This window comes from Pseudomonas turukhanskensis (assembly GCF_027922365.1).
In the GTDB taxonomy this organism is placed as follows: Bacteria; Pseudomonadota; Gammaproteobacteria; order Pseudomonadales; family Pseudomonadaceae; genus Aquipseudomonas; species Aquipseudomonas turukhanskensis.
The window spans coordinates 143241-161015 of the sequence record NZ_BSFN01000005.1 but is presented as its reverse complement, the minus strand read 5'-3'; the positions used below and the strand labels follow the sequence as shown (position 1 = coordinate 161015).

The 17775-nt window shown below is 60.4% G+C and carries 18 protein-coding genes; 14 read left to right on the top strand and 4 right to left on the bottom strand.

Translation table 11 applies throughout. From position 1 onward, the window contains the following. Positions 1-19 precede the first annotated feature (19 nt). Entirely contained in the window at positions 20-499 is a 480-nt protein-coding gene (locus tag PKE98_RS11105; RefSeq protein WP_271195354.1) for a YajQ family cyclic di-GMP-binding protein, read from the top strand. A gap of 246 nt (positions 500-745) precedes the next feature. Further along, positions 746-1585, top strand: coding sequence for a mechanosensitive ion channel family protein (locus PKE98_RS11100; RefSeq protein WP_271195353.1), 840 nt, complete (start codon positions 746-748; stop codon positions 1583-1585). 53 nt (positions 1586-1638) lie between these two features. Here PKE98_RS11100 and PKE98_RS11095 read toward each other — a convergent pair whose 3' ends face one another. Beyond that, positions 1639-3387, bottom strand: coding sequence for an AmpG family muropeptide MFS transporter (locus PKE98_RS11095; protein ID WP_271195352.1), 1749 nt, complete (start codon positions 3385-3387; stop codon positions 1639-1641). An 83-nt stretch (positions 3388-3470) separates the two neighbouring features. Then, positions 3471-3851, bottom strand: a complete 381-nt coding sequence (locus PKE98_RS11090; RefSeq protein ID WP_271195351.1) for an MGMT family protein — start codon at positions 3849-3851, stop codon at positions 3471-3473. Positions 3852-4108: 257 nt separating this feature from the next. Between PKE98_RS11090 and PKE98_RS11085 the strand changes: the two genes are divergently transcribed. Next, positions 4109-5131, top strand: coding sequence for a DUF481 domain-containing protein (locus PKE98_RS11085; protein ID WP_271195350.1), 1023 nt, complete (start codon positions 4109-4111; stop codon positions 5129-5131). Positions 5132-5334: 203 nt separating this feature from the next. On the opposite strand, the gene PKE98_RS11080 is transcribed toward PKE98_RS11085, so the two are convergent. Further along, positions 5335-6093 (bottom strand): SDR family oxidoreductase, encoded by a 759-nt coding sequence (locus tag PKE98_RS11080; RefSeq protein WP_271195349.1) that lies wholly within the window; start codon positions 6091-6093, stop codon positions 5335-5337. Between the two features lie 153 nt (positions 6094-6246). On the opposite strand from PKE98_RS11080, the gene PKE98_RS11075 reads away from it, so the two are divergent. The 4 genes from PKE98_RS11075 (at position 6247) to groL (ending at position 9745) form a co-directional block, all read left to right on the top strand. Beyond that, the gene (locus tag PKE98_RS11075) at positions 6247-6978 is read left to right on the top strand and encodes a HugZ family pyridoxamine 5'-phosphate oxidase (RefSeq protein WP_271195348.1); all 732 of its coding nucleotides are present in this window, start codon (positions 6247-6249) and stop codon (positions 6976-6978) included. A 66-nt stretch (positions 6979-7044) separates the two neighbouring features. Beyond that, positions 7045-7500, top strand: a complete 456-nt coding sequence (locus PKE98_RS11070) for an FxsA family protein (protein WP_271195347.1) — start codon at positions 7045-7047, stop codon at positions 7498-7500. A 252-nt stretch (positions 7501-7752) separates the two neighbouring features. After that, positions 7753-8046 carry a co-chaperone GroES gene (locus tag PKE98_RS11065; RefSeq protein WP_108098537.1) on the top strand — a complete coding sequence of 98 codons (294 nt, stop codon included), beginning with the start codon at positions 7753-7755 and terminating at the stop codon, positions 8044-8046. 52 nt (positions 8047-8098) lie between these two features. Then, complete coding sequence (gene groL / locus PKE98_RS11060; RefSeq protein WP_271195345.1) at positions 8099-9745, top strand: chaperonin GroEL; 1647 nt, start codon at positions 8099-8101, stop codon at positions 9743-9745. 275 nt (positions 9746-10020) lie between these two features. Here the strand turns inward: groL and PKE98_RS11055 are convergent, their stop codons facing one another. Beyond that, a complete protein-coding gene (locus PKE98_RS11055; protein WP_271195344.1) occupies positions 10021-10749 on the bottom strand; it encodes a phosphatase PAP2 family protein in 729 nt (242 codons plus the stop codon). A 175-nt stretch (positions 10750-10924) separates the two neighbouring features. Here PKE98_RS11055 and PKE98_RS11050 point away from each other — a divergent pair, with 175 nt between their 5' ends. The 7 genes from PKE98_RS11050 to PKE98_RS11020 all read left to right on the top strand — a co-directional run bounded on the left by PKE98_RS11050 (position 10925) and on the right by PKE98_RS11020 (position 17761). Further along, a complete protein-coding gene (locus PKE98_RS11050) occupies positions 10925-11608 on the top strand; it encodes a response regulator transcription factor (protein ID WP_271195343.1) in 684 nt (227 codons plus the stop codon). Then, positions 11598-12878 (top strand): sensor histidine kinase, encoded by a 1281-nt coding sequence (locus PKE98_RS11045; RefSeq protein ID WP_271195342.1) that lies wholly within the window; start codon positions 11598-11600, stop codon positions 12876-12878. The genes PKE98_RS11050 and PKE98_RS11045 overlap by 11 nt, the downstream gene beginning before the upstream one ends. A 214-nt stretch (positions 12879-13092) precedes the next feature. Continuing rightward, positions 13093-13794 carry a lipopolysaccharide kinase InaA family protein gene (locus PKE98_RS11040; RefSeq protein ID WP_271195341.1) on the top strand — a complete coding sequence of 234 codons (702 nt, stop codon included), beginning with the start codon at positions 13093-13095 and terminating at the stop codon, positions 13792-13794. Between the two features lies 1 nt (position 13795). After that, entirely contained in the window at positions 13796-14017 is a 222-nt protein-coding gene (locus PKE98_RS11035) for a hypothetical protein (RefSeq protein WP_271195340.1), read from the top strand. Between the two features lie 132 nt (positions 14018-14149). Then, on the top strand, positions 14150-15091 hold the full coding sequence (locus tag PKE98_RS11030; RefSeq protein WP_271195339.1) for an AEC family transporter: 942 nt from the start codon (positions 14150-14152) through the stop codon (positions 15089-15091). Between the two features lie 121 nt (positions 15092-15212). Further along, positions 15213-16001, top strand: a complete 789-nt coding sequence (locus PKE98_RS11025; RefSeq protein ID WP_271195338.1) for a YfaP family protein — start codon at positions 15213-15215, stop codon at positions 15999-16001. Positions 16002-16039: 38 nt separating this feature from the next. Continuing rightward, a complete protein-coding gene (locus PKE98_RS11020) occupies positions 16040-17761 on the top strand; it encodes a DUF2138 domain-containing protein (RefSeq protein ID WP_271195337.1) in 1722 nt (573 codons plus the stop codon). Positions 17762-17775: the final 14 nt, after the last annotated feature.

The window sequence follows — 17775 nt, the reverse complement described above, 5'->3', positions numbered from 1 at the left end:
GTCTATCTGGAGAATTCCCATGCCCTCGTTCGACGTGGTGTCCGAACTGGACAAACACGAAGTAACCAATGCCGTCGACAACGCCGTCAAAGAGCTGGAGCGTCGCTACGACCTGCGTGGCAAAGGCACTTTCGAGTTCAAGGAACTGACCATCAACATCACCGCTGACGCCGAGTTCCAACTGGAACAGATGGTGGAGATTCTCAGACTCAGCCTAGTCAAGCGCAAGATCGATGTGCAGTGTCTTGAGCTCAAAGATGCTTATCCATCGGGCAAGAGTGTGAAGCAGGAAGCAGTTCTGCGCGAAGGTATTGATAAGGAGCTGGCCAAGAAAATCGTGGCCCATATCAAGGACGCCAAACTCAAGGTGCAGGCCGCCATTCAGGGCGAGCAGGTGCGGGTGACTGGCAAGAAGCGTGATGACCTGCAAGAGGCCATCGCGGCGCTTCGGGCGAAAGAGTTTGGCATGCCCCTTCAATTCAACAATTTCCGCGATTAAAGCAACCGCGCTCGGCTATCGGGCGTTGGAAACAGGTTAAAAAATGCTCATTGGCTACGGCAACTCCGCCTTTTTCACCTGTTTCCGCCTTGCCTCTCCTTCGCTCGCTACGTTCTAAAAAAACCGTGTTCACACGGGCGTGGGCGGGTAACTGATGGGAACCATCCCACCTACAAGACGTCGCAACCTACATCAGCTGCTTTTCATGACCGGCGTACGGGCGGTCAGGCAGCGGGGGAGTGGGTTATGGATTTCGACGCACAAGTGGATCACCTGATTGACGCTTCACAGGCCTGGCTGCCGGTCATCATGGCCTACAGCGGCCGAGTGTTGTTGGCCGTTGTGGTATTGGCAATCGGCTGGTGGCTGATCAACCGCCTCACGCAAAACCTCAGCGCGCTGATTGGCAAACGCCTGGGCGACCCCGCCTTGCAGGGCTTCATCGGCACCCTGGCCAATATCATTCTCAAAGTGCTGCTGGTGATCAGCGCCGCCTCCATGATCGGCGTTGAGACCACATCGTTTATCGCCGCCATTGGTGCAGCCGGTCTGGCCATCGGCCTGGCGTTGCAGGGCAGCCTGGCCAATTTTGCTGGTGGGGTGCTGATTCTGCTGTTCCGCCCGTTTCGCATTGGCGACGTGATTGAAGCGCAGGGTGTAACGGGGACTGTGGATAACATCCAGATTTTCCACACCGTGCTGCGTACCGGCGACAACAAGACGGTAATCATGCCCAACGGCGGCCTGTCCAACGGTATCATCACCAACTACAACCGTCAGGCCACGCGGCAGGTGGTGTTCGATATCGGCATCAACTACGACGCCGACCTGCAGGCGGCCAAACAGGTGCTGATGGATATGGCCGAGGACGAGCGCGTACTCAAAGACCCGGCGCCAGCCGTGGTGGTGGCGTCGTTGGGCGATAGCTCAATCAAGATGAGTTTGCGCGTGTGGGTAAAAACCGCCGACTACTGGAGCCTGACGTTCAAGTTCAACGAAGAGATTCGGGACCGGTTGCAGGAAGCGGGCATTGCCATTCCGTTCCCGCAGCGGGTGATTCGCATGGTGCAAGAACAACCGGCCTGATGCCTTAAAAAGCGAAGCTCTAAAAAAGCCGGCGATTGCCGGCTTTTTTGTGCTCAGACCTGTTCAGTCCGCGCTTTTTCCTCGGTCACCGCCACAGGCGGTTCTTCAGCCGGAGCCGCCGGCTGGCTCGCCATCCGCTGCCATTGCCAGCAAATCAGAATCAGCGTCGGAATGCCCAGCAGCGCGGTGATCAGGAAGAACTTGTGATACCCGACGTTCTCCACCATCACGCCCGAATAACCGCCAATCAGGCGCGGTAGCAGCAGCATGATCGAGCTCAGCAGGGCGTACTGGGTGGCAGAGAATTTCAGGTTGGTCAGGCTCGACAGGTAGGCGACGAAGGCCGATGTGGCCAAGCCTGCGCTGAAGTTATCGGCCGAAATGGTCAGGATAAGCATGTCCAGGTTGGCGCCCATGTCGCTCAGCCACATGAACATGAGGTTGGTCGCCGCCGACAGCACGCCACCAATCAGCAGAATCGGCATGATGCCGAACCGCACAATCAGCAACCCACCAGCACCCGCACCGAGCAAGGTCATGATCAGGCCAAACAGCTTGCTCACGCTGGCAATCTGCTCCTTGGTAAAACCCTGGTCGATGTAGAACACGTTGGCCATCACGCCCATCACGGTATCGGACATACGATAGGTCGCGATCAGGCCCAGCAGCAGCAGCGCCTGCCAGCGGTAGCGCTGCACAAACTCACTGATGGGCGTAACCACCGGCGCCATCAACAGGCGGCCCGGCGCCGACAAACAGGCCAGCGCAATCAGCACATACATGGTGCCGCGCGGCCAGGCGCCGCTGTTGAACGCTTTGGCGGCGGCCGCTGCCGTGACCAAGATGATGATCAGCACAATCATCGACACGGCCTGGTGCACGAAGTCGAAGTTGGGGATCACCTTGCCACGGGCGGCGACGATCAATTGCTTGCGCTGCTGGCTGAGCAGGTCGCGTACCGGGGCAATGAGCCGGCGGCCGGCGGGCATCAGGCAGGCACCGAGGAAAATCGCGTATAGCGCGGCGCGCGGCCAGGCGCGGTCGAGCAGGCCGGTGATCATGGCAGGCAGCGAAATCAGCATCACCAACAGAATCAGCACCGAGTACAACTGATCCTTGAGCTTGAAACGCGAGGTGGTAGTTTGTACCGGCATGTCGACGTGGGGTTCGCGCATCCACAGCGAAGTCAGCAGCCCCGGCAGCATCATCACGGCAAACATCAGGTAGGTACTGGCCCAGGCGCCGAATTCGTAGGCGGTGGTGGTGGAACCGAACCATTCGGCGAAGTACAGGGCGCCGGCGGTGGCAAGCAGGGCGGCGACGCGGTAGCCGAGCATGTAACTGGCGGCGAGGGCGGCCTGGCGGGTGTCGTCGGCGATTTCCAGGCGGTAGGCGTCTACGGCAATGTCTTGAGTGGCGGAGGCGAAGGCGACCAGTACGGCAATGGCAATCAGCCAGGTCAGGTGCTCGCGCGGGTCGCACAGCGCCATGCCGATCAGGCCCATGGCAATCACGATCTGCGCCAGCACCAGCCAGGAGCGGCGCCGACCGAGGCGGCCCAGTAGCGGCAGACGCCATTGGTCGAGCAGGGGTGACCAGATCCATTTGAAGGCGTACGCCAGGCCGATCAGGCTGGCAAAGCCAATGGTTTCGCGCGACACGCCGGCCTCACGCAGCCACACCGACAACGTCGAGAACACCAGCATGTAAGGCAAGCCGGCGGCAAAGCCAAGCAGCAGCAAGGCCAGACTTGCCGGTGAAGCATAGGCGGCGAGCGCGGCACGCCAGGTTTTACGGGCCATTGGGCGGATTTCTGCCTGCAAATACGAGAACGTGAGTGACCCGGTCACAGGTGCCGACCGGATCGCAAAAAACAGGGCGCACTCTAACCGCTGTGCTCCATTGGGCGCCAGCCATGGCGCTTGATATCCACCCTTTGGTTGACCATACGCACTCCTTCGGCGCGCAGCCGTGCCCGCTGCTCCTCTCCAGACACCGTACCGGCCGCCAGACTCAGGCGGCCGCCGGCGGCCACCACGCGGTGCCAGGGCAGGGAACTGCCATCGGGCAACTGACTCAGGGTGCGGCCCACCCACCGAGCGGCGCGGCCCAACCCGGCCAATTCGGCCAACTGGCCATAGCTCACGACGCAGCCGCTGGGCACTTGCGCCAGCGTCACGTACAGCGCTGTGCGCCGGGCCTCGATATCTTCGTGGCGGGTGGAGGCTGGGGCAGCTGTCTTGGGTTTGACGTCTTCGGCTGGCATGGTCTTCCTGTGGCGGCAGGTGCTGGTGACGAGTTGGCAGCTTAACCGAGCGAGGTTTTCGATCAAATGCCGGCTGCCCGCAGCGCCCGTATGGCGCTGGACAAAGCACAGCGGTTGGCGTTGGCTCAGCTCTTGCTGGGCAATTGCGTTGAACTTGAGGAGTTACCGTCGGTCACTCTTTCCAGTGTTTTTAGGTCTGCGGGTTTTTATCTTGGATAATGCCCGCCCTTCACCCTTACGGAGCGGTACATCTCCCCATGCGGTTATCCAACAAGCTTTCTCACGCCCTCTCCTGCGCTGCGCTGACGCTGGCGGCAACCCCTGCTCTGGCCGATACCGTTTGGTTGAAAAACGGCGACCGGCTGACCGGTACCATCAAGGTGTTCGATGGCGGAAAACTGGTGGTCGAGACCAGTTACGGCGGCACCATTCCGGTGGATTGGAAGCAGGTGAAAACCCTGGAAAGCGACCGCGAGTTGATGGTCAAGCAGGATGAGTTCACCGGCGAGCGCGCCAAGTCGCTGAAAGCGGCCGAAGACGGCAAGGTCACCCTTATAAATGGCGAAGCGCCGAAAACCGTCGAGCTGGCGAGCATCGAGCAGATCATCAAGCCCAAGCCGATTCTTGAAGACTTGGTGTGGAAGGGCAACGTGGACGTCGGCCTCGACTACAAACGCGCCGAAACCGATACCGATGACTACGACGTCGACTTCAAGACCACCGCCCGCCACGGCGCCTGGCGTCACAATGCCGAAGGCGGCTACAACCGCGAGTCGCAGGACGAGGTGACCACCACCAACAACTGGAACGCCGAATACGCGCTGGACCGCTTTCTGGATGAGCATTGGTTCTGGCAAGGCCGCGTGAGCTACACACGCGACCATATCGAAGACGTCTCCAGCCAACGCACCATCGGTACCGGTCCTGGTTACCAATTCTGGGACGACGAGCTGGGCGCTTTCTCCCTGGCGACCTTGGTCAACCAGAACGACTACGAATACAAAGATGGCGGCAGCGACAACTTCTATTCGCTGGGCCTGAAGTGGGACTACAACCGTTATCTGGTCGGCAAGACCTTCGAGCTGTTCAGCAACGGCGAATTGGGCAAGCCGATTGGCGGCGACAGCGAGTACGAACTCGATGCTGAAGCCGGTCTGCGCTACAAGGTTACCGATTGGGCTTCGCTCAATATGAAGGCCGAGAAAAACATCGTGAGCGGGGCCAAAGACGGCGAGATCGATGAGACCCGGTACAGCGTTGGTTTCGGCGTCGGCTGGTAAAAAACCGCACCGGGCCGGCTGCGCTTGTTCATGCTGCGTTGAGCTCAGGGTCGGGATGCTCATTGGCTTCAGCCAACTCCGCTCCCTCGTCCTGAGCTCGCCTTGCCTGACCTGCGCTCGCTCGGCCGGGAGTCGGTTTTTGCGGTCCCCAGAGAGCAATAAAAAGCCCCGCACTTGGCGGGGCTTTTTATTGGGCAGCGCTTTTACAGGCGCAGGCCGCCGTCGAGCTCCAGAATACGACCAGTGTAGTAGTCGTTTTCCAGAATATAAGCCACGGAGTGGGCGATCTCTTTCGGTTGGCCCAGACGCTTGAGCGGAATGCCTGAGGTCATTTTTTCCAGGGCTTCAGGCTTCATGCTGGCGACCATCTCGGTCTCGATAAAGCCCGGCGCCACGCCGGCAACGCGAATGCCGTAACGCGCCAGCTCTTTGGCCCAGACCACAGTGTCTGCCGCTACACCGGCCTTGGCGGCGGAGTAGTTGGCCTGGCCGATATTGCCGGCGCGGGAAATGGAGGAGATGTTGACGATCGCGCCCTGGTTTTTCAGCTCGATCATTTTTGCCGCTACTTCACGGGTGCACAGGAACACGCCGGTGAGGTTTACGTCGATCACCGATTGCCACTGGGCCAGGCTCAGTTTGGTCAGCTCCCCATCCTTTACCTTGATGGTCAGGCCGTCGCGCAGAATACCGGCATTGTTGACCAGGCCATTGATGGCGCCGAAGTCTTCGGCAATCTGGGCCACGGTGTGCACCACTTGCTCTTCGTTGGCCACGTTGCACAGGTAAGCGCGGGCGTCGCCGCCGGCTGCTTTACAGGCTGCTACCGTTTCATCCAGGCGTTCCTGGTTGAGGTCCACCAACGCCAGTTTGGCGCCGCGCGCGGCAAGGTATTCGCCCATGGCACGGCCAAGGCCCTGGCCGCCGCCGGTGATAACAATGACTTTGTCTTTGAGTTCCATAACCACATCCCCGAAAAGGTTGGCTGGGCGTAGGCGCTGTATCGGAAAGTACAGCTGGCACCAGCGGATACGTTGTTACCCCGTTGGCGCGCGCAACCGTTAAGCTGGGCACCTGTCCGTCTTCGAGACGAATTCTCAACAAGGAGTCATAAGGTGAGCGTGAAAGTCGGCAAGCATGCCCGAGAATTGCTACTCAAGGAATACCGTGGGGCGCTCTCCACATTGTCCAAGGCTATGCCCGGCTACCCGTTCGGCTCCGTGGTGCCGTACTGCCTGGACGCCAACGGCTACCCGCTTATTCTGATCAGCCGCATTGCTCAGCACACCCACAACCTGCAGGTGGACTCCAAGTGTTCGCTGCTGGTGGGCGAGCGCGGTGCCGAAGACGTTCAAGCCGTTGGTCGCCTGACGGTGCTGGCGCAGGCACGCAAGATCACCGACCAAGCGGCTATCGCGGTCGCGGCCGAACGCTACTACCGCTATTTCCCCGAATCCGAAGGCTATCACCAGGCGCATGACTTCGATTTCTGGGTGTTGGAGCCGGTGCGCTCGCGTTATATCGGTGGCTTTGGCGCCATTCACTGGGTCGATCAGGTCAGCCTGGCGAACCCGTTTTTCGGCGAATCCGAAGCGAGCATGGTCGAGCACATGAACAGCGACCACGCCAACGCTATTGCCCATTACGTGGAACTGGCTGGTCTACCGACCCATGCGCCGGCTGAATTGGTGGGCATCGACAGCGAAGGTTTCCATCTGCGCATTGGTGTTGGCCTGCATTGGCTGGCGTTTCCAACATCCTGTAACACTGCCTTGGAAGTGCGTCAGGCCCTGGTAGCGCTGGCGCGGGCGCAAACCTGGCCCTCCGTCGGTGAAGTACCTGCTTGAATTCACACACCTTCAACGCCACGTAGCATTCAATGGACGTGCATTCCGCACCGAGGAAACCGATAGATGCGTGTTTTTCTGTTTTTGTTTCTGTTGTTCCCGATCATTGAGCTGGCGGTGTTGATCAAAGTGGGCAGCGCCATTGGTGTGCTGCCTACATTGCTGCTGGTTATCGGTAGCGCCGTGTTAGGTAGTGTGTTGCTGCGCGTGGCCGGTGTGGCCACCGCCTGGCGGGCGCGTGAACGTCTGGCCCGTGGCGAGTTGCCGGAACAGGAAATGCTCGAAGGGTTGTTGATTGCCGTGGGCGGTGGCCTGTTGCTGCTGCCAGGCTTTATCAGCGACATCTTCGGCCTGCTGTGCCTGCTGCCGTTCACCCGTCGCCTAATCGTCGGCAAACTGCGCAAGCGTGCCGCCGAGCAGGCCTTGCGCCAGCGCGCGTTTGCCGACGACCTGGCCGCCCGCTCCGGACAGAGTCGGCCAAATGTGATCGAAGGCGAGTTCGAACACCGCGACCCGCAATAAGCCCGCAGGGCTGATGAGGGCTCTGCTGGAGCCTTTATCAGCGTCCCTGGTGCGGTAAAAAATTTTCACCGCCCGCCCTTGTAATCCAAATCCCTGCCCCTATGTAGTGGTCACCGCAAGGTCTCTGTGGTTTTCCACAGTCAGTCTTCCGCGTTGCCGCCCTGCGGCGCGCGACCGGCCACGCCGGATAGCAATCAACCAGCCGGCAGATAAGCCGGCGGCTTTAAACAACTTACTTGGGAGAGATCGACAATGAAGCTTCGTCCTCTGCATGACCGCGTCGTCATCCGTCGCAGTGAAGAAGAAACCAAAACCGCTGGTGGCATCGTTCTGCCAGGCTCGGCTGCTGAAAAGCCGAACCGTGGCGAAATCCTCGCTGTAGGTGCCGGCCGCGTGCTGGACAACGGTGAAGTGCGCCCACTGGCCGTTAAAGTCGGCGACAAAGTGGTGTTTGGCCCGTACTCGGGCAGCAACACCATCAAGGTTGATGGCGAAGACCTGCTGGTCATGAGCGAGAACGAAATCCTGGCCGTTGTTGAAGGCTGATTTCCGCTCTACGAATTCCGCGCTACCGAAACGAATTTGAGGAATAACGATCATGGCTGCAAAAGAAGTTAAATTCGGCGACTCCGCCCGTAAAAAAATGCTGGCTGGCGTAAACGTCCTGGCTGACGCAGTAAAAGCGACCCTCGGCCCGAAAGGCCGTAACGTGATCATCGAGAAGAGCTACGGCGCTCCGACCATCACCAAAGACGGCGTTTCCGTTGCCAAAGAAATCGAGCTGAAAGACCGCTTCGAGAACATGGGCGCGCAGCTGGTTAAAGACGTTGCCTCCCGTGCCAACGATGACGCCGGTGACGGCACCACCACCGCCACCGTTCTGGCTCAGTCGATCGTCAACGAGGGCCTGAAAGCCGTCGCTGCCGGCATGAACCCGATGGACCTGAAGCGCGGCATCGACAAGGCGACCATCGCCATCGTTGCTCAGCTCAAAGCCCAGTCCAAGCCATGCGCTGACACCAAAGCCATCGCCCAGGTAGGCACCATCTCCGCCAACTCCGATAGCTCCATCGGAGACATCATTGCCCAGGCAATGGAAAAAGTTGGTAAAGAAGGCGTGATCACCGTTGAAGAAGGTTCGGGCCTGGAAAACGAACTGTCGGTTGTAGAAGGTATGCAGTTCGACCGTGGCTACCTGTCCCCGTACTTCATCAACAAGCCGGACACCATGGTTGCCGAGCTGGACAGCCCGCTGATCCTGCTGGTCGACAAAAAGATCTCCAACATCCGCGAAATGCTGCCGGTGCTGGAAGCCGTTGCAAAAGCTGGCCGTCCGCTGCTGATCGTGGCTGAAGACGTTGAAGGCGAAGCCCTGGCTACCCTGGTTGTGAACAACATGCGCGGCATCGTTAAAGTTGCTGCTGTCAAAGCACCAGGCTTCGGCGACCGCCGCAAAGCCATGCTGCAAGACATCGCCGTTCTGACTGGCGGTACCGTGATTTCCGAAGAAATCGGTCTGAGCCTGGAAGGCGCTACCCTGGAGCACCTGGGTAATGCCAAACGCGTCATCCTCAGCAAAGAAAACACCACCGTTATCGACGGTGCTGGCGTTCAGGCTGACATCGAAGGCCGCGTTGCTCAGATCCGCAAACAAGTTGAAGACACCTCGTCCGACTACGACCGTGAAAAACTGCAAGAGCGTCTGGCCAAACTGGCTGGCGGTGTTGCCGTGATCAAGGTTGGCGCCGGTTCCGAAGTGGAAATGAAAGAGAAGAAAGCCCGCGTTGAAGACGCCCTGCACGCTACCCGTGCAGCCGTTGAAGAAGGCGTGGTACCTGGCGGTGGCGTGGCACTGGTTCGCGCTCTGCAAGCTATCAGCGAACTGAAAGGCGACAACGCCGATCAGAACGTCGGTATCGCTCTGCTGCGTCGCGCTGTTGAGGCTCCGCTGCGTCAGATCGTTTCCAACTCCGGCGACGAGCCAAGCGTTGTAGTCGACAAGGTCAAGCAGGGTTCCGGTAACTTCGGTTACAACGCTGCCACCGGCGAATACGGCGACATGATCGAAATGGGTATCCTCGACCCGGCCAAAGTGACCCGTTCTGCTCTGCAGGCCGCGGCCTCTATCGCCAGCTTGATGATCACCACTGAAGCGATGATTGCTGAAATCGTGGAAGACAAGCCTGCAGCTGGCGGCGGTATGCCAGATATGGGTGGCATGGGCGGCATGGGCGGCATGATGTAATTGTCGTTAGCGCCATAAAAGAGCCCCGCTTAGTGCGGGGCTTTTTTTATGGCTGAGCGATCGGCTGCGCGTCGGCGATGCTGCGTTGCGTCCTCGCTTTTAATGCTCACGTACTGCAGTACGCTGCGCTTAAAAGCTGAGGGGCGCCTTGCCTCACCTAGCTCGCTCGATCTCGGTTTGTAGCGCGGCTGGTATCGCAAAGATCAATTGCAAGGGCTCGGTTCGCTCTTGATCTCGTAGGGTGTGCTTCGCGCACCAGGCGGTCTGCGTTCCTATCAAACGGCAACGGACTCACGCTGTGCGGCCGGCTCTGGCCGATACAACACAGCCCAATACGACCCCAAACAAATCAACCAACAAAACACCGCCGTCCACAGGTTGTGTGAGAAGAAGTGCGCGCCCTGCAGCATGCGGCTGACGGAGAACAGGGTGCCCAGCGTCAGGGCAAAGACGAAGCCGGCGCGGGCCCAGCGTGGTTTGCGGTCACGCCAGACGAAGTACAGGGCAAACAGGGTAAAGCCCGCCGCCGCATGTCCGCCGGGCCAGCAACGTCCGGGTTTGTCGGTGGCAGGGCGGTGGCTGAGCAGCGGGCTGTAGGTTTCCTGGCCACCAAATTGACTTAGGCTCCATGGGCATTGCACGGCAGTCACGGCTTTCATGGGCGTGACGAAGCTGGTGGACACGCCCATGGCCAGTACCAGGTAGCCCAGCTGCCGTTTTATCGGCTTGAGGCGTTGGATAAAGAAGCTCGCTATAAAGCCTGCGATGGACAGCACGCCGAACACAATCACAGCTTGCTTGGCGCGGTCGTGCAGGACGTCTTCCAGAAATGCGCTGTGTTTACCCACAAACCCAACCCCGGGCGTGTACATCAGATTGGCCAGCGCGAAGTCCAGCCGCGTGGGCTCGATCAGCAACAGCAATGCCGCAATCGCCAATGGAAGGCCCAGGGTCAGCGGCAGGTTCAGGGGCTGTGAATAACTTGAATGCGGATTCGACGACATACAGGGACCAGACGCTTGTGCAGGAGCGTGCATGCTCGTCCGACCCCTGTCAGCAGGGCGTTAAGTAAGTGTGAAAAAAAGGTGAAAGACGCTTCAATCAACCAATGTTCGGGTAATGTCGCGCAGCGAGACGTACCGTCACACGCTGGCCGCCGTACCTGCCCAAGGAATATCCATGCGAATTCTGATCGTTGAAGACAACCGCGACATCCTCGCCAACCTGGCCGATTACCTGGGTATGAAGGGTTACAGCGTGGACTGCGCCCAGGATGGTTTGTCCGGCTTGCACCTGGCGGCCACCGAGCATTACGACCTGATCGTGCTCGACATCATGATGCCGGGCATGGACGGCTACACCCTGTGCAAGCGCCTGCGTGAAGACGCCCGGCGGGATACCCCGGTGATTATGCTGACCGCCCGCGACCAGCTTGATGACCGCTTGCAGGGCTTTCGCTCCGGCGCCGACGATTACCTGCTCAAGCCGTTCGCCCTGTCGGAACTGGCCGCCCGTATCGAGGCGGTGCTGCGCCGCAGCCAGGGCGGCGGTCGGCGCATTCTGCAGGTGGCCGACCTCTCTTACGACCTCGACACCCTGCAAGTCAGCCGCGGCACCAAGGCGCTGAAGCTCAATCCCATCGGTCTCAAATTGCTGGCCGCGTTGATGCAGAAAAGCCCCCATGTACTGCGCCGCGAAGTGCTGGAAGAGGCACTGTGGGGCGACGACTGCCCCGACAGCGACAGCCTGCGCAGCCACGTCCACCAATTACGCCAGGTGATCGACAAACCTTTTGCTACCCCGCTGCTGCAAACCGTGCACGGCGTGGGGTATCGCCTGGCGGAAGTGACCGATGGAGTTTAAGCAAAGCCTGTCACGCCGCATCGTTATCGGTTTTGTGTTGATGACAACCCTGGTGGCGGCGGCATTTGCCTCCGGCATTTATCTGGCCGTGCATATGCTGGAAGAAAAGCTCATTTCCGGCGTGCTCAGTGGCGATCTGGATCGTCTGCTGCACATGGACAACATGGACGAGTGGCGTACTCGTCCTGAACCCGATCAGTTGTTTTATTTCTCCGGCGGTCATGGCGATTTTGAGTTGCCCGATTACCTCAAGGGCATGGAACCGGGCTTTCACGAGATTTTTCGCGGCGACCTCTCGTACCACGCGTTTGTGCGCATCGTTGCCGGCCAGGAATACGTGCTGCTGCAAGACCAGAGCGAGTTTGAAGAGCGTGAGCGCACGCTGTACACCACGGTATGGATAGGCTTTGTGCTGTGTGTAGCATTGGCCGTTTTCCTCGGTCAGTTTCTGGCGCGCAAAGTGATCGAACCGGTGGTGCGCCTGTCACGCCAGGTGCGCCATCGCGATCAGTTGCTGGCCATGGCGCCACCGCTGGCCCCGGATTATGCCGCCGACGAGGTGGGCCAACTGGCCGCCGCGTTCGACACCACCCTCGGCCTGCTGCGCCACGCGCTGACCCGCGAGCGCCTGTTTACCAGTGACGTCAGCCACGAACTGCGCACGCCCCTGATGGTGTTGGCCAGTTCCTGCGAGCTGCTGCTGGAAAACCCCAATCTCGATGACCGTGCCCGCGCGCAGGTACAGCGAATTTCCCGGGCATGCGAAGACATGCGGGCACTGGTGCAAACCTTCTTCCTGCTGGCCCGTGCGCAAAACACCGACGCCTCTCACGTGCCCACCGTTACCCTCGAGAGTGCGGCCCACGAATTGGTCGAGCAGTGGCGCGGGCCTATCCAGAGCAAGGGGCTGCAACTGCTGTACCGGGTCGAAGCCGTCATGCCAGGGCGCTTTAACGGCACGTTCTTGCATTCGGTCATGGGCAACCTGTTGCGCAACGCGCAGCACTACACCGACAGCGGGCATATCACCCTGACGCTGGTAGCCGACGGTTTTATGGTGGAGGACACCGGTGTGGGCATTCCTGAGAACGAGCGCGAAGCCATGTTCCAGCCGTTTGTGCGCGGCGACAGCCAGCGGGGCGATGGTTTGGGGCTCGGTCTGTCCCTGGTGCAACGTATTTGTGCGAGCCAGGGCTGGGAAGTGAGCCTAAGTGCCGCAGAGCCAAGCGGCTGCCGCTTCAAGGTCGTGTTGTCAGAGGGCGCGAACTAGATGGGTTGCGAAGGATATCGGTGAATTGGCCGACGTTTGGTAGGAATTTTCGGAACTTGGCCTCCATTGTGCAGACAAAGGCTGCTACATTCCTCGTCGGTCGAGCTCTTACAAAAACTCTCTCGACTGCGTCTGAGCCTTCCCGGGCCTTTAAAGGGATATCGCCACCGTCATCGGTTGGTAGCTTTATATCTTCTGCACAGGACATACACGCATGACTGCAGCGCTGCACTCGCCGGCTCCCGGCCTGTTTGAACAATGGTGGCAACAACAGGGCGAATGGGTGGAAGAACCCAATAGCAGGCGCGGCGGTACCAGTGGTGTACAGCGTATCCGTAACAACGAAGGCAGCTTGCTGTATGCCAAGCGCCAGGTCGGGCATATCTACCACAGCGTCCTGCACCCCTTTGGGCGTCCCACGGTTTTGCGTGAGCTCAATGCCCTGAAGCATTTCAGTCGCCTGGGTATCAATGTGCCGCAAGTGGTGTACTGCGGTGCCGAACGCGACGCCGACCACACCTGGCGCGCCCTGTTGGTTACCGCCGAGCTCAAAGGCTTTATCGAAATCGATCAGTGGCACGCTGCTGGCGGTCGCGAGCGTCATGGTGAGGCGTTTCACCAGAAAGTGATGCAGGCGGTCGGCGCGATGATTGCGCGTATGAACAACGCGCGCTGGCAGCACAACTGCCTGTACTCCAAGCACGTCTTTATCCGTGTGGAAGGCGAGGGGGCTGCGGCCACGTTCGACGTGGGCATGCTGGATCTGGAAAAGTCCCGCCGTCGGCTCACCCGCAAACAAGCCGCTCGTCACGATCTGCGTCAATTGCGCCGCCATTCGTCGTGGAGCGAAGCAGACTGGCAACAAGTTATCTATGGTCATTCCACAGCGTTTGGCAGCGCTATCAAAGGGTTGTGACATGAAGCTAGATATTGCACGAGGTGTATTCCTCATCGGCGCGTTGGGCGTGGCCTCATTGGCGGCGGCGGCCTGGCATGAGCCGGGCCCTTCGGTGCTGCATTCGGTGTCAGCCAGGAACCAGTGTTCGATGCCACCCAATCTCAAAGCCAAGATTGCCGTTCGGCCCGACCAGGACTTACTGCTGTTGATGTTTGGGCTCGCTCAGGGCGGCACGCGCTAATATCTCCCCACCCGAAGAGCCGCCCGCGTGGCGGCGTTCGCCTCGCTTCTGCACGCGAAAACCCAGGTCGCGCTCGTTTCTTCCCTGGCTTATCATTAGCCCCCTAACGACACCCGCCTGGTTCTGCTTCCCATGTTCGCGATCATCGCCGCCACCTTCGGCATTACCATGCCGGTGTTTGCCATGCTGTTTCTGGGCGTTTTCCTCAAACGCCTGGCATTGATCGACGGTGCGTTTATCAACACCGCTTCGGGCCTGGTGTTCAACGTCAGTATGCCGGTCATGCTGTTTCTGGCGATTATTCACGCCGACCTGCGCACCGCTATGCAGCCCGCCGTGCTTGGCTACTTTGTGCTGGCGACGGTGGTGGGCTTTGGGCTGGTTTGGGCGTGGGCTATCTGGCGCGTGCCTCTGGCTGACCGTGGCGTGTACACCCAGGGCGCCTTTCGCGGCAACAACGGCATCATCGGGCTGGCGTTGGCCACCAGCTTGTACGGTGACTACGGTCTGTCGCTGGGCGGCATTCTTGCCGGCGTGGTGATCCTTTCTTACAACAGCCTGTCGGCCATCGTGTTGGCCATCTACAGCCCGAGCGCCAAGTCGGATGTGTGGAGCATCAGCAAAAGCATCATCTGTAACCCGCTCATCATCGGTGTGCTGTCGGCTATTCCCTTCGCTTACTGGCAGATTCCGCTGCCGGCCTGGCTGAACACGTCCGGCGAATACCTGGCACAACTGACCATGCCGCTAGCGCTGATCTGCATCGGCGGCACCTTGTCGCTCGCCTCGTTGCGCAAGAGTGGGGCGCTGGCGGTGAGTGCGAGCCTGATGAAGATGGTCTGGCTTCCGATCATCTCTACAGCCGGGGCCTTCGCGTTTGGTTTTCGTGGCGCCGATCTGGGCGTGCTGTTCCTGTACTTCGCCAGCCCAACGGCGGCCGCCAGTTTTGTCATGGCCAAGGCGGCCAACGGCAACCACGAGCTGGCGGCGGCCATCATTGTCATCACCACGCTGGTGGCGGCCATCACCACCAATATCGGCATCGTGTTCCTGCAATGGGGCGGCTGGATGTAAGCGCTGTGGCCTGGGCGTTGTGAGCCACTTGGTAACTCTTGCAAATTGTGTCGAACGGTCATTGTCAGGCTTCTGAGCTAGGGATACCTTTGCCGGCTCTCGCGCGTCTAAAGGATTATGCATGCGCTCCGTGTTGTTGTTTTGCCTGGCCGCGCTGTGCGCCAACGCCATGGCCGAGCCCGCTGTTGATCTGCAAGGACCGGTCGCCGGCTGGCGTTATTCCGGCCTGCTTGATCGCGCCGACGACGCCCGCGTCACCTACCCGACTCCGCCCATCGACCGCGGCGCCCAGCGCGGCCGCAGCCTGATCGAAGGCTCCCTGAAAAACCTGCAAGGCACCCGCCAGCCCCATCGCCTCGTCGTCAACGGCAACCCGCTGCCGCTGTACACCGACGAGCAAGGCCGTTTCGTGCGCCCCTACAACTTCGGCGCCGGCTCCAACAGCGTGGAAGTGGTCAGCGGCGACGGCCAGTCGCTCAAGCGCGTGCAGTTCTATGAAGCCAATTTCAACAAGACCCCGGCGCGGGTGCGCATCGTGCTCGGCTGGGACGACCCCAAAGCCGAGCTCGACCTGCATGTGGTCACCCCCGATGGCCAGCACGCCTTCTGGGCTGACCCTGTGATGAGCAACGGCGGCGGCCTGGATACTGACAGCGTCGACGGCCCCGGCCCCGAGATGTTCACCATGACCGCGCCGCTGCACGGTCGCTACCTGGTGTTCGTCAACTATTGGGGCAACCTCAACAGCCAGGGTTACAACTTCACCGAAGGCAGCAACCAGAACGAGGTGATCACCGCGCAAATCAGCCTGGTGTTCAACGAAAACACGCCGAACGAAAAACGCGAGACCTTTATCGTGCCCTTGCGCGGTATCGGTGACTTACAACTGATCAAGTCTTTCAACTATTGATTCAACGCGGTAGCACGGACGAATTGGGGTTTGCATACATGAGCGAGAACACCACCCAAAGCGGGGAAGCCCTTCCCTTGGAAGGCAAGGCCGGGCGCAAGCGTCGCGCATTGATCGCCGTCGCCATTGCCGTGCCGCTGGTGGCCGGCGCCGGCGTGCTCGCCTGGTGGCAGCAGCATATGGCGCCGCCGCGCACCCTGGCCGAAAGCAGTGAGCTGCAGTTGGACCTGCAGCGCCCGCAAGTGCTGATCGAAAGCGAATCCCTGGCCCGCTTGCCCAAAGACCTGTTGGCCGTGCCGCTGCTGCGTGACACCCTCACTGAAGACCTGGTGTTCTATTACGAGTCCAATCCGGATCGCCTGGGCATCACCGGCAGCCTGCGGCGCATCATCTACGAGCACGACCTCAAGCTGCAGGACAGCCTGATCGAGCAACTGCTCGACCAGCCCGCACAGGTCGCCCTGTGGCGCGGTGCCGATGGCAAGCTGAAGAACTTTATGGTGCTGATGGAGCGCGGCGGCCTGGCCCGTCTGCTGGAGCCGCTGGCCCATATCGCCACCGATGATACCCAACTGCGCCAGGTGGCCGAACTCAACGTGGACGGCGACGCCGTGCCGCTGTACCGCCTGCGCTACAACGGCGAGCGGGCGCTGCTGTTCGCCAGCTACGGCGACAAGCTGGTCATGCTCTCCAGCCCCGGCATGCTGCTCGATAGCGACAGTGACGGCGCGCAACTGGGCGAGGGCGCCACCGAGGCCGTGGAAGCCATGCTCAATGGCGACGCCGCCTTTGCCGAAGGCTTTGGCCTCAAAGAGCGCGGCGACGTCAAGCAGCGGATTTCGCTGGGCAGCGACTACGTTGCCATGGGCTACCAGCGCTTTATCCCCAGCTTCGCCGGCCTGCGCTTTGAAATGGACGGTGCCGGCTGGCACAGCTACCTGGCCCTGAACGATAGCGGCGACAAAACCAACCTCGACTTCAGCCCCATCTGGCGCGCCATGCCCATGGGCGCCAGCGCCTGCGTCGCCCTGCCAGTGGCGCCGGCGGTGCACGAAAAAATGCTCGCCAAAGTAGGTGCTGAGCCGGCCGTGGCCAAGCAGCTGAGCGAACACCTGACCGGCGCCGCCGGCCTGTGCTGGTACCCCAACTCGCGCCTGCACAGCCCATTGCTGGTCGGCCAGTTGGACGACAAGGCCGGCAGCGACCTGGATGCCAACCTTGGCAAACTGTTTGGCTCGGTAGTCGGCGCCTGGGAATCCAACGTTGAGGGCGGCATCTTTCCCGTGAAGGACGAAACGCGCGACGACGGCCATGTCTGGCAACGCGAAGTCAGCTCCAACTTCGGCCAATACCCCATCAGCGAAGCGGACGTGCCCGATGCCATGCTCACCACCGGTTTCTTTCGCGTGAGCCTGGTGCGCAAAGGCTCGACTTTGCTCTTCTCCCTGGACGATGCCCTGGTTGCCAAAGGCCTCGACGCCCTGGACAAACGCTTCCCGCCGCTGGCCGACGTGCTGCCCAAAGACGCGGTCGTGCCGGCCTACCTGGCGCCGTCCACGCTCTCCACGCTGTTTGAACAAGAAACCCTGGATGCGCTGCCCAGCGACATGGAGCCGGTGTTCCGCAACGCCGCGCAAACCCTGTTGCTGCCCAAGCTCAAAGCCTTGGCCGGGCACAACAACTACGCGCTGACCCTGCCAGCCGACGCTGCGCCGGATTCCAACTGGCAATGGCTGCCGCTGGAGTGGCGTTCACTGTGAGATCACGCGCGGCC

What these genes read in the sequence shown, in the direction of transcription:
- PKE98_RS11105 (WP_271195354.1), top strand. Translation starts at nt 20, where the DNA reads ATGCCCTCGTTCGACGTGGTGTCCGAACTGGACAAACACGAAGTAACC.
- PKE98_RS11100 (WP_271195353.1), top strand. Translation starts at nt 746, where the DNA reads ATGGATTTCGACGCACAAGTGGATCACCTGATTGACGCTTCACAGGCC.
- PKE98_RS11095 (WP_271195352.1), bottom strand. Translation starts at nt 3,387, where the DNA reads ATGGCCCGTAAAACCTGGCGTGCCGCGCTCGCCGCCTATGCTTCACCG.
- PKE98_RS11090 (WP_271195351.1), bottom strand. Translation starts at nt 3,851, where the DNA reads ATGCCAGCCGAAGACGTCAAACCCAAGACAGCTGCCCCAGCCTCCACC.
- PKE98_RS11085 (WP_271195350.1), top strand. Translation starts at nt 4,109, where the DNA reads ATGCGGTTATCCAACAAGCTTTCTCACGCCCTCTCCTGCGCTGCGCTG.
- PKE98_RS11080 (WP_271195349.1), bottom strand. Translation starts at nt 6,093, where the DNA reads ATGGAACTCAAAGACAAAGTCATTGTTATCACCGGCGGCGGCCAGGGC.
- PKE98_RS11070 (WP_271195347.1), top strand. Translation starts at nt 7,045, where the DNA reads ATGCGTGTTTTTCTGTTTTTGTTTCTGTTGTTCCCGATCATTGAGCTG.
- PKE98_RS11065 (WP_108098537.1), top strand. Translation starts at nt 7,753, where the DNA reads ATGAAGCTTCGTCCTCTGCATGACCGCGTCGTCATCCGTCGCAGTGAA.
- groL (WP_271195345.1), top strand. Translation starts at nt 8,099, where the DNA reads ATGGCTGCAAAAGAAGTTAAATTCGGCGACTCCGCCCGTAAAAAAATG.
- PKE98_RS11055 (WP_271195344.1), bottom strand. Translation starts at nt 10,749, where the DNA reads ATGTCGTCGAATCCGCATTCAAGTTATTCACAGCCCCTGAACCTGCCG.
- PKE98_RS11050 (WP_271195343.1), top strand. Translation starts at nt 10,925, where the DNA reads ATGCGAATTCTGATCGTTGAAGACAACCGCGACATCCTCGCCAACCTG.
- PKE98_RS11045 (WP_271195342.1), top strand. Translation starts at nt 11,598, where the DNA reads ATGGAGTTTAAGCAAAGCCTGTCACGCCGCATCGTTATCGGTTTTGTG.
- PKE98_RS11040 (WP_271195341.1), top strand. Translation starts at nt 13,093, where the DNA reads ATGACTGCAGCGCTGCACTCGCCGGCTCCCGGCCTGTTTGAACAATGG.
- PKE98_RS11035 (WP_271195340.1), top strand. Translation starts at nt 13,796, where the DNA reads ATGAAGCTAGATATTGCACGAGGTGTATTCCTCATCGGCGCGTTGGGC.
- PKE98_RS11030 (WP_271195339.1), top strand. Translation starts at nt 14,150, where the DNA reads ATGTTCGCGATCATCGCCGCCACCTTCGGCATTACCATGCCGGTGTTT.
- PKE98_RS11025 (WP_271195338.1), top strand. Translation starts at nt 15,213, where the DNA reads ATGCGCTCCGTGTTGTTGTTTTGCCTGGCCGCGCTGTGCGCCAACGCC.
- PKE98_RS11020 (WP_271195337.1), top strand. Translation starts at nt 16,040, where the DNA reads ATGAGCGAGAACACCACCCAAAGCGGGGAAGCCCTTCCCTTGGAAGGC.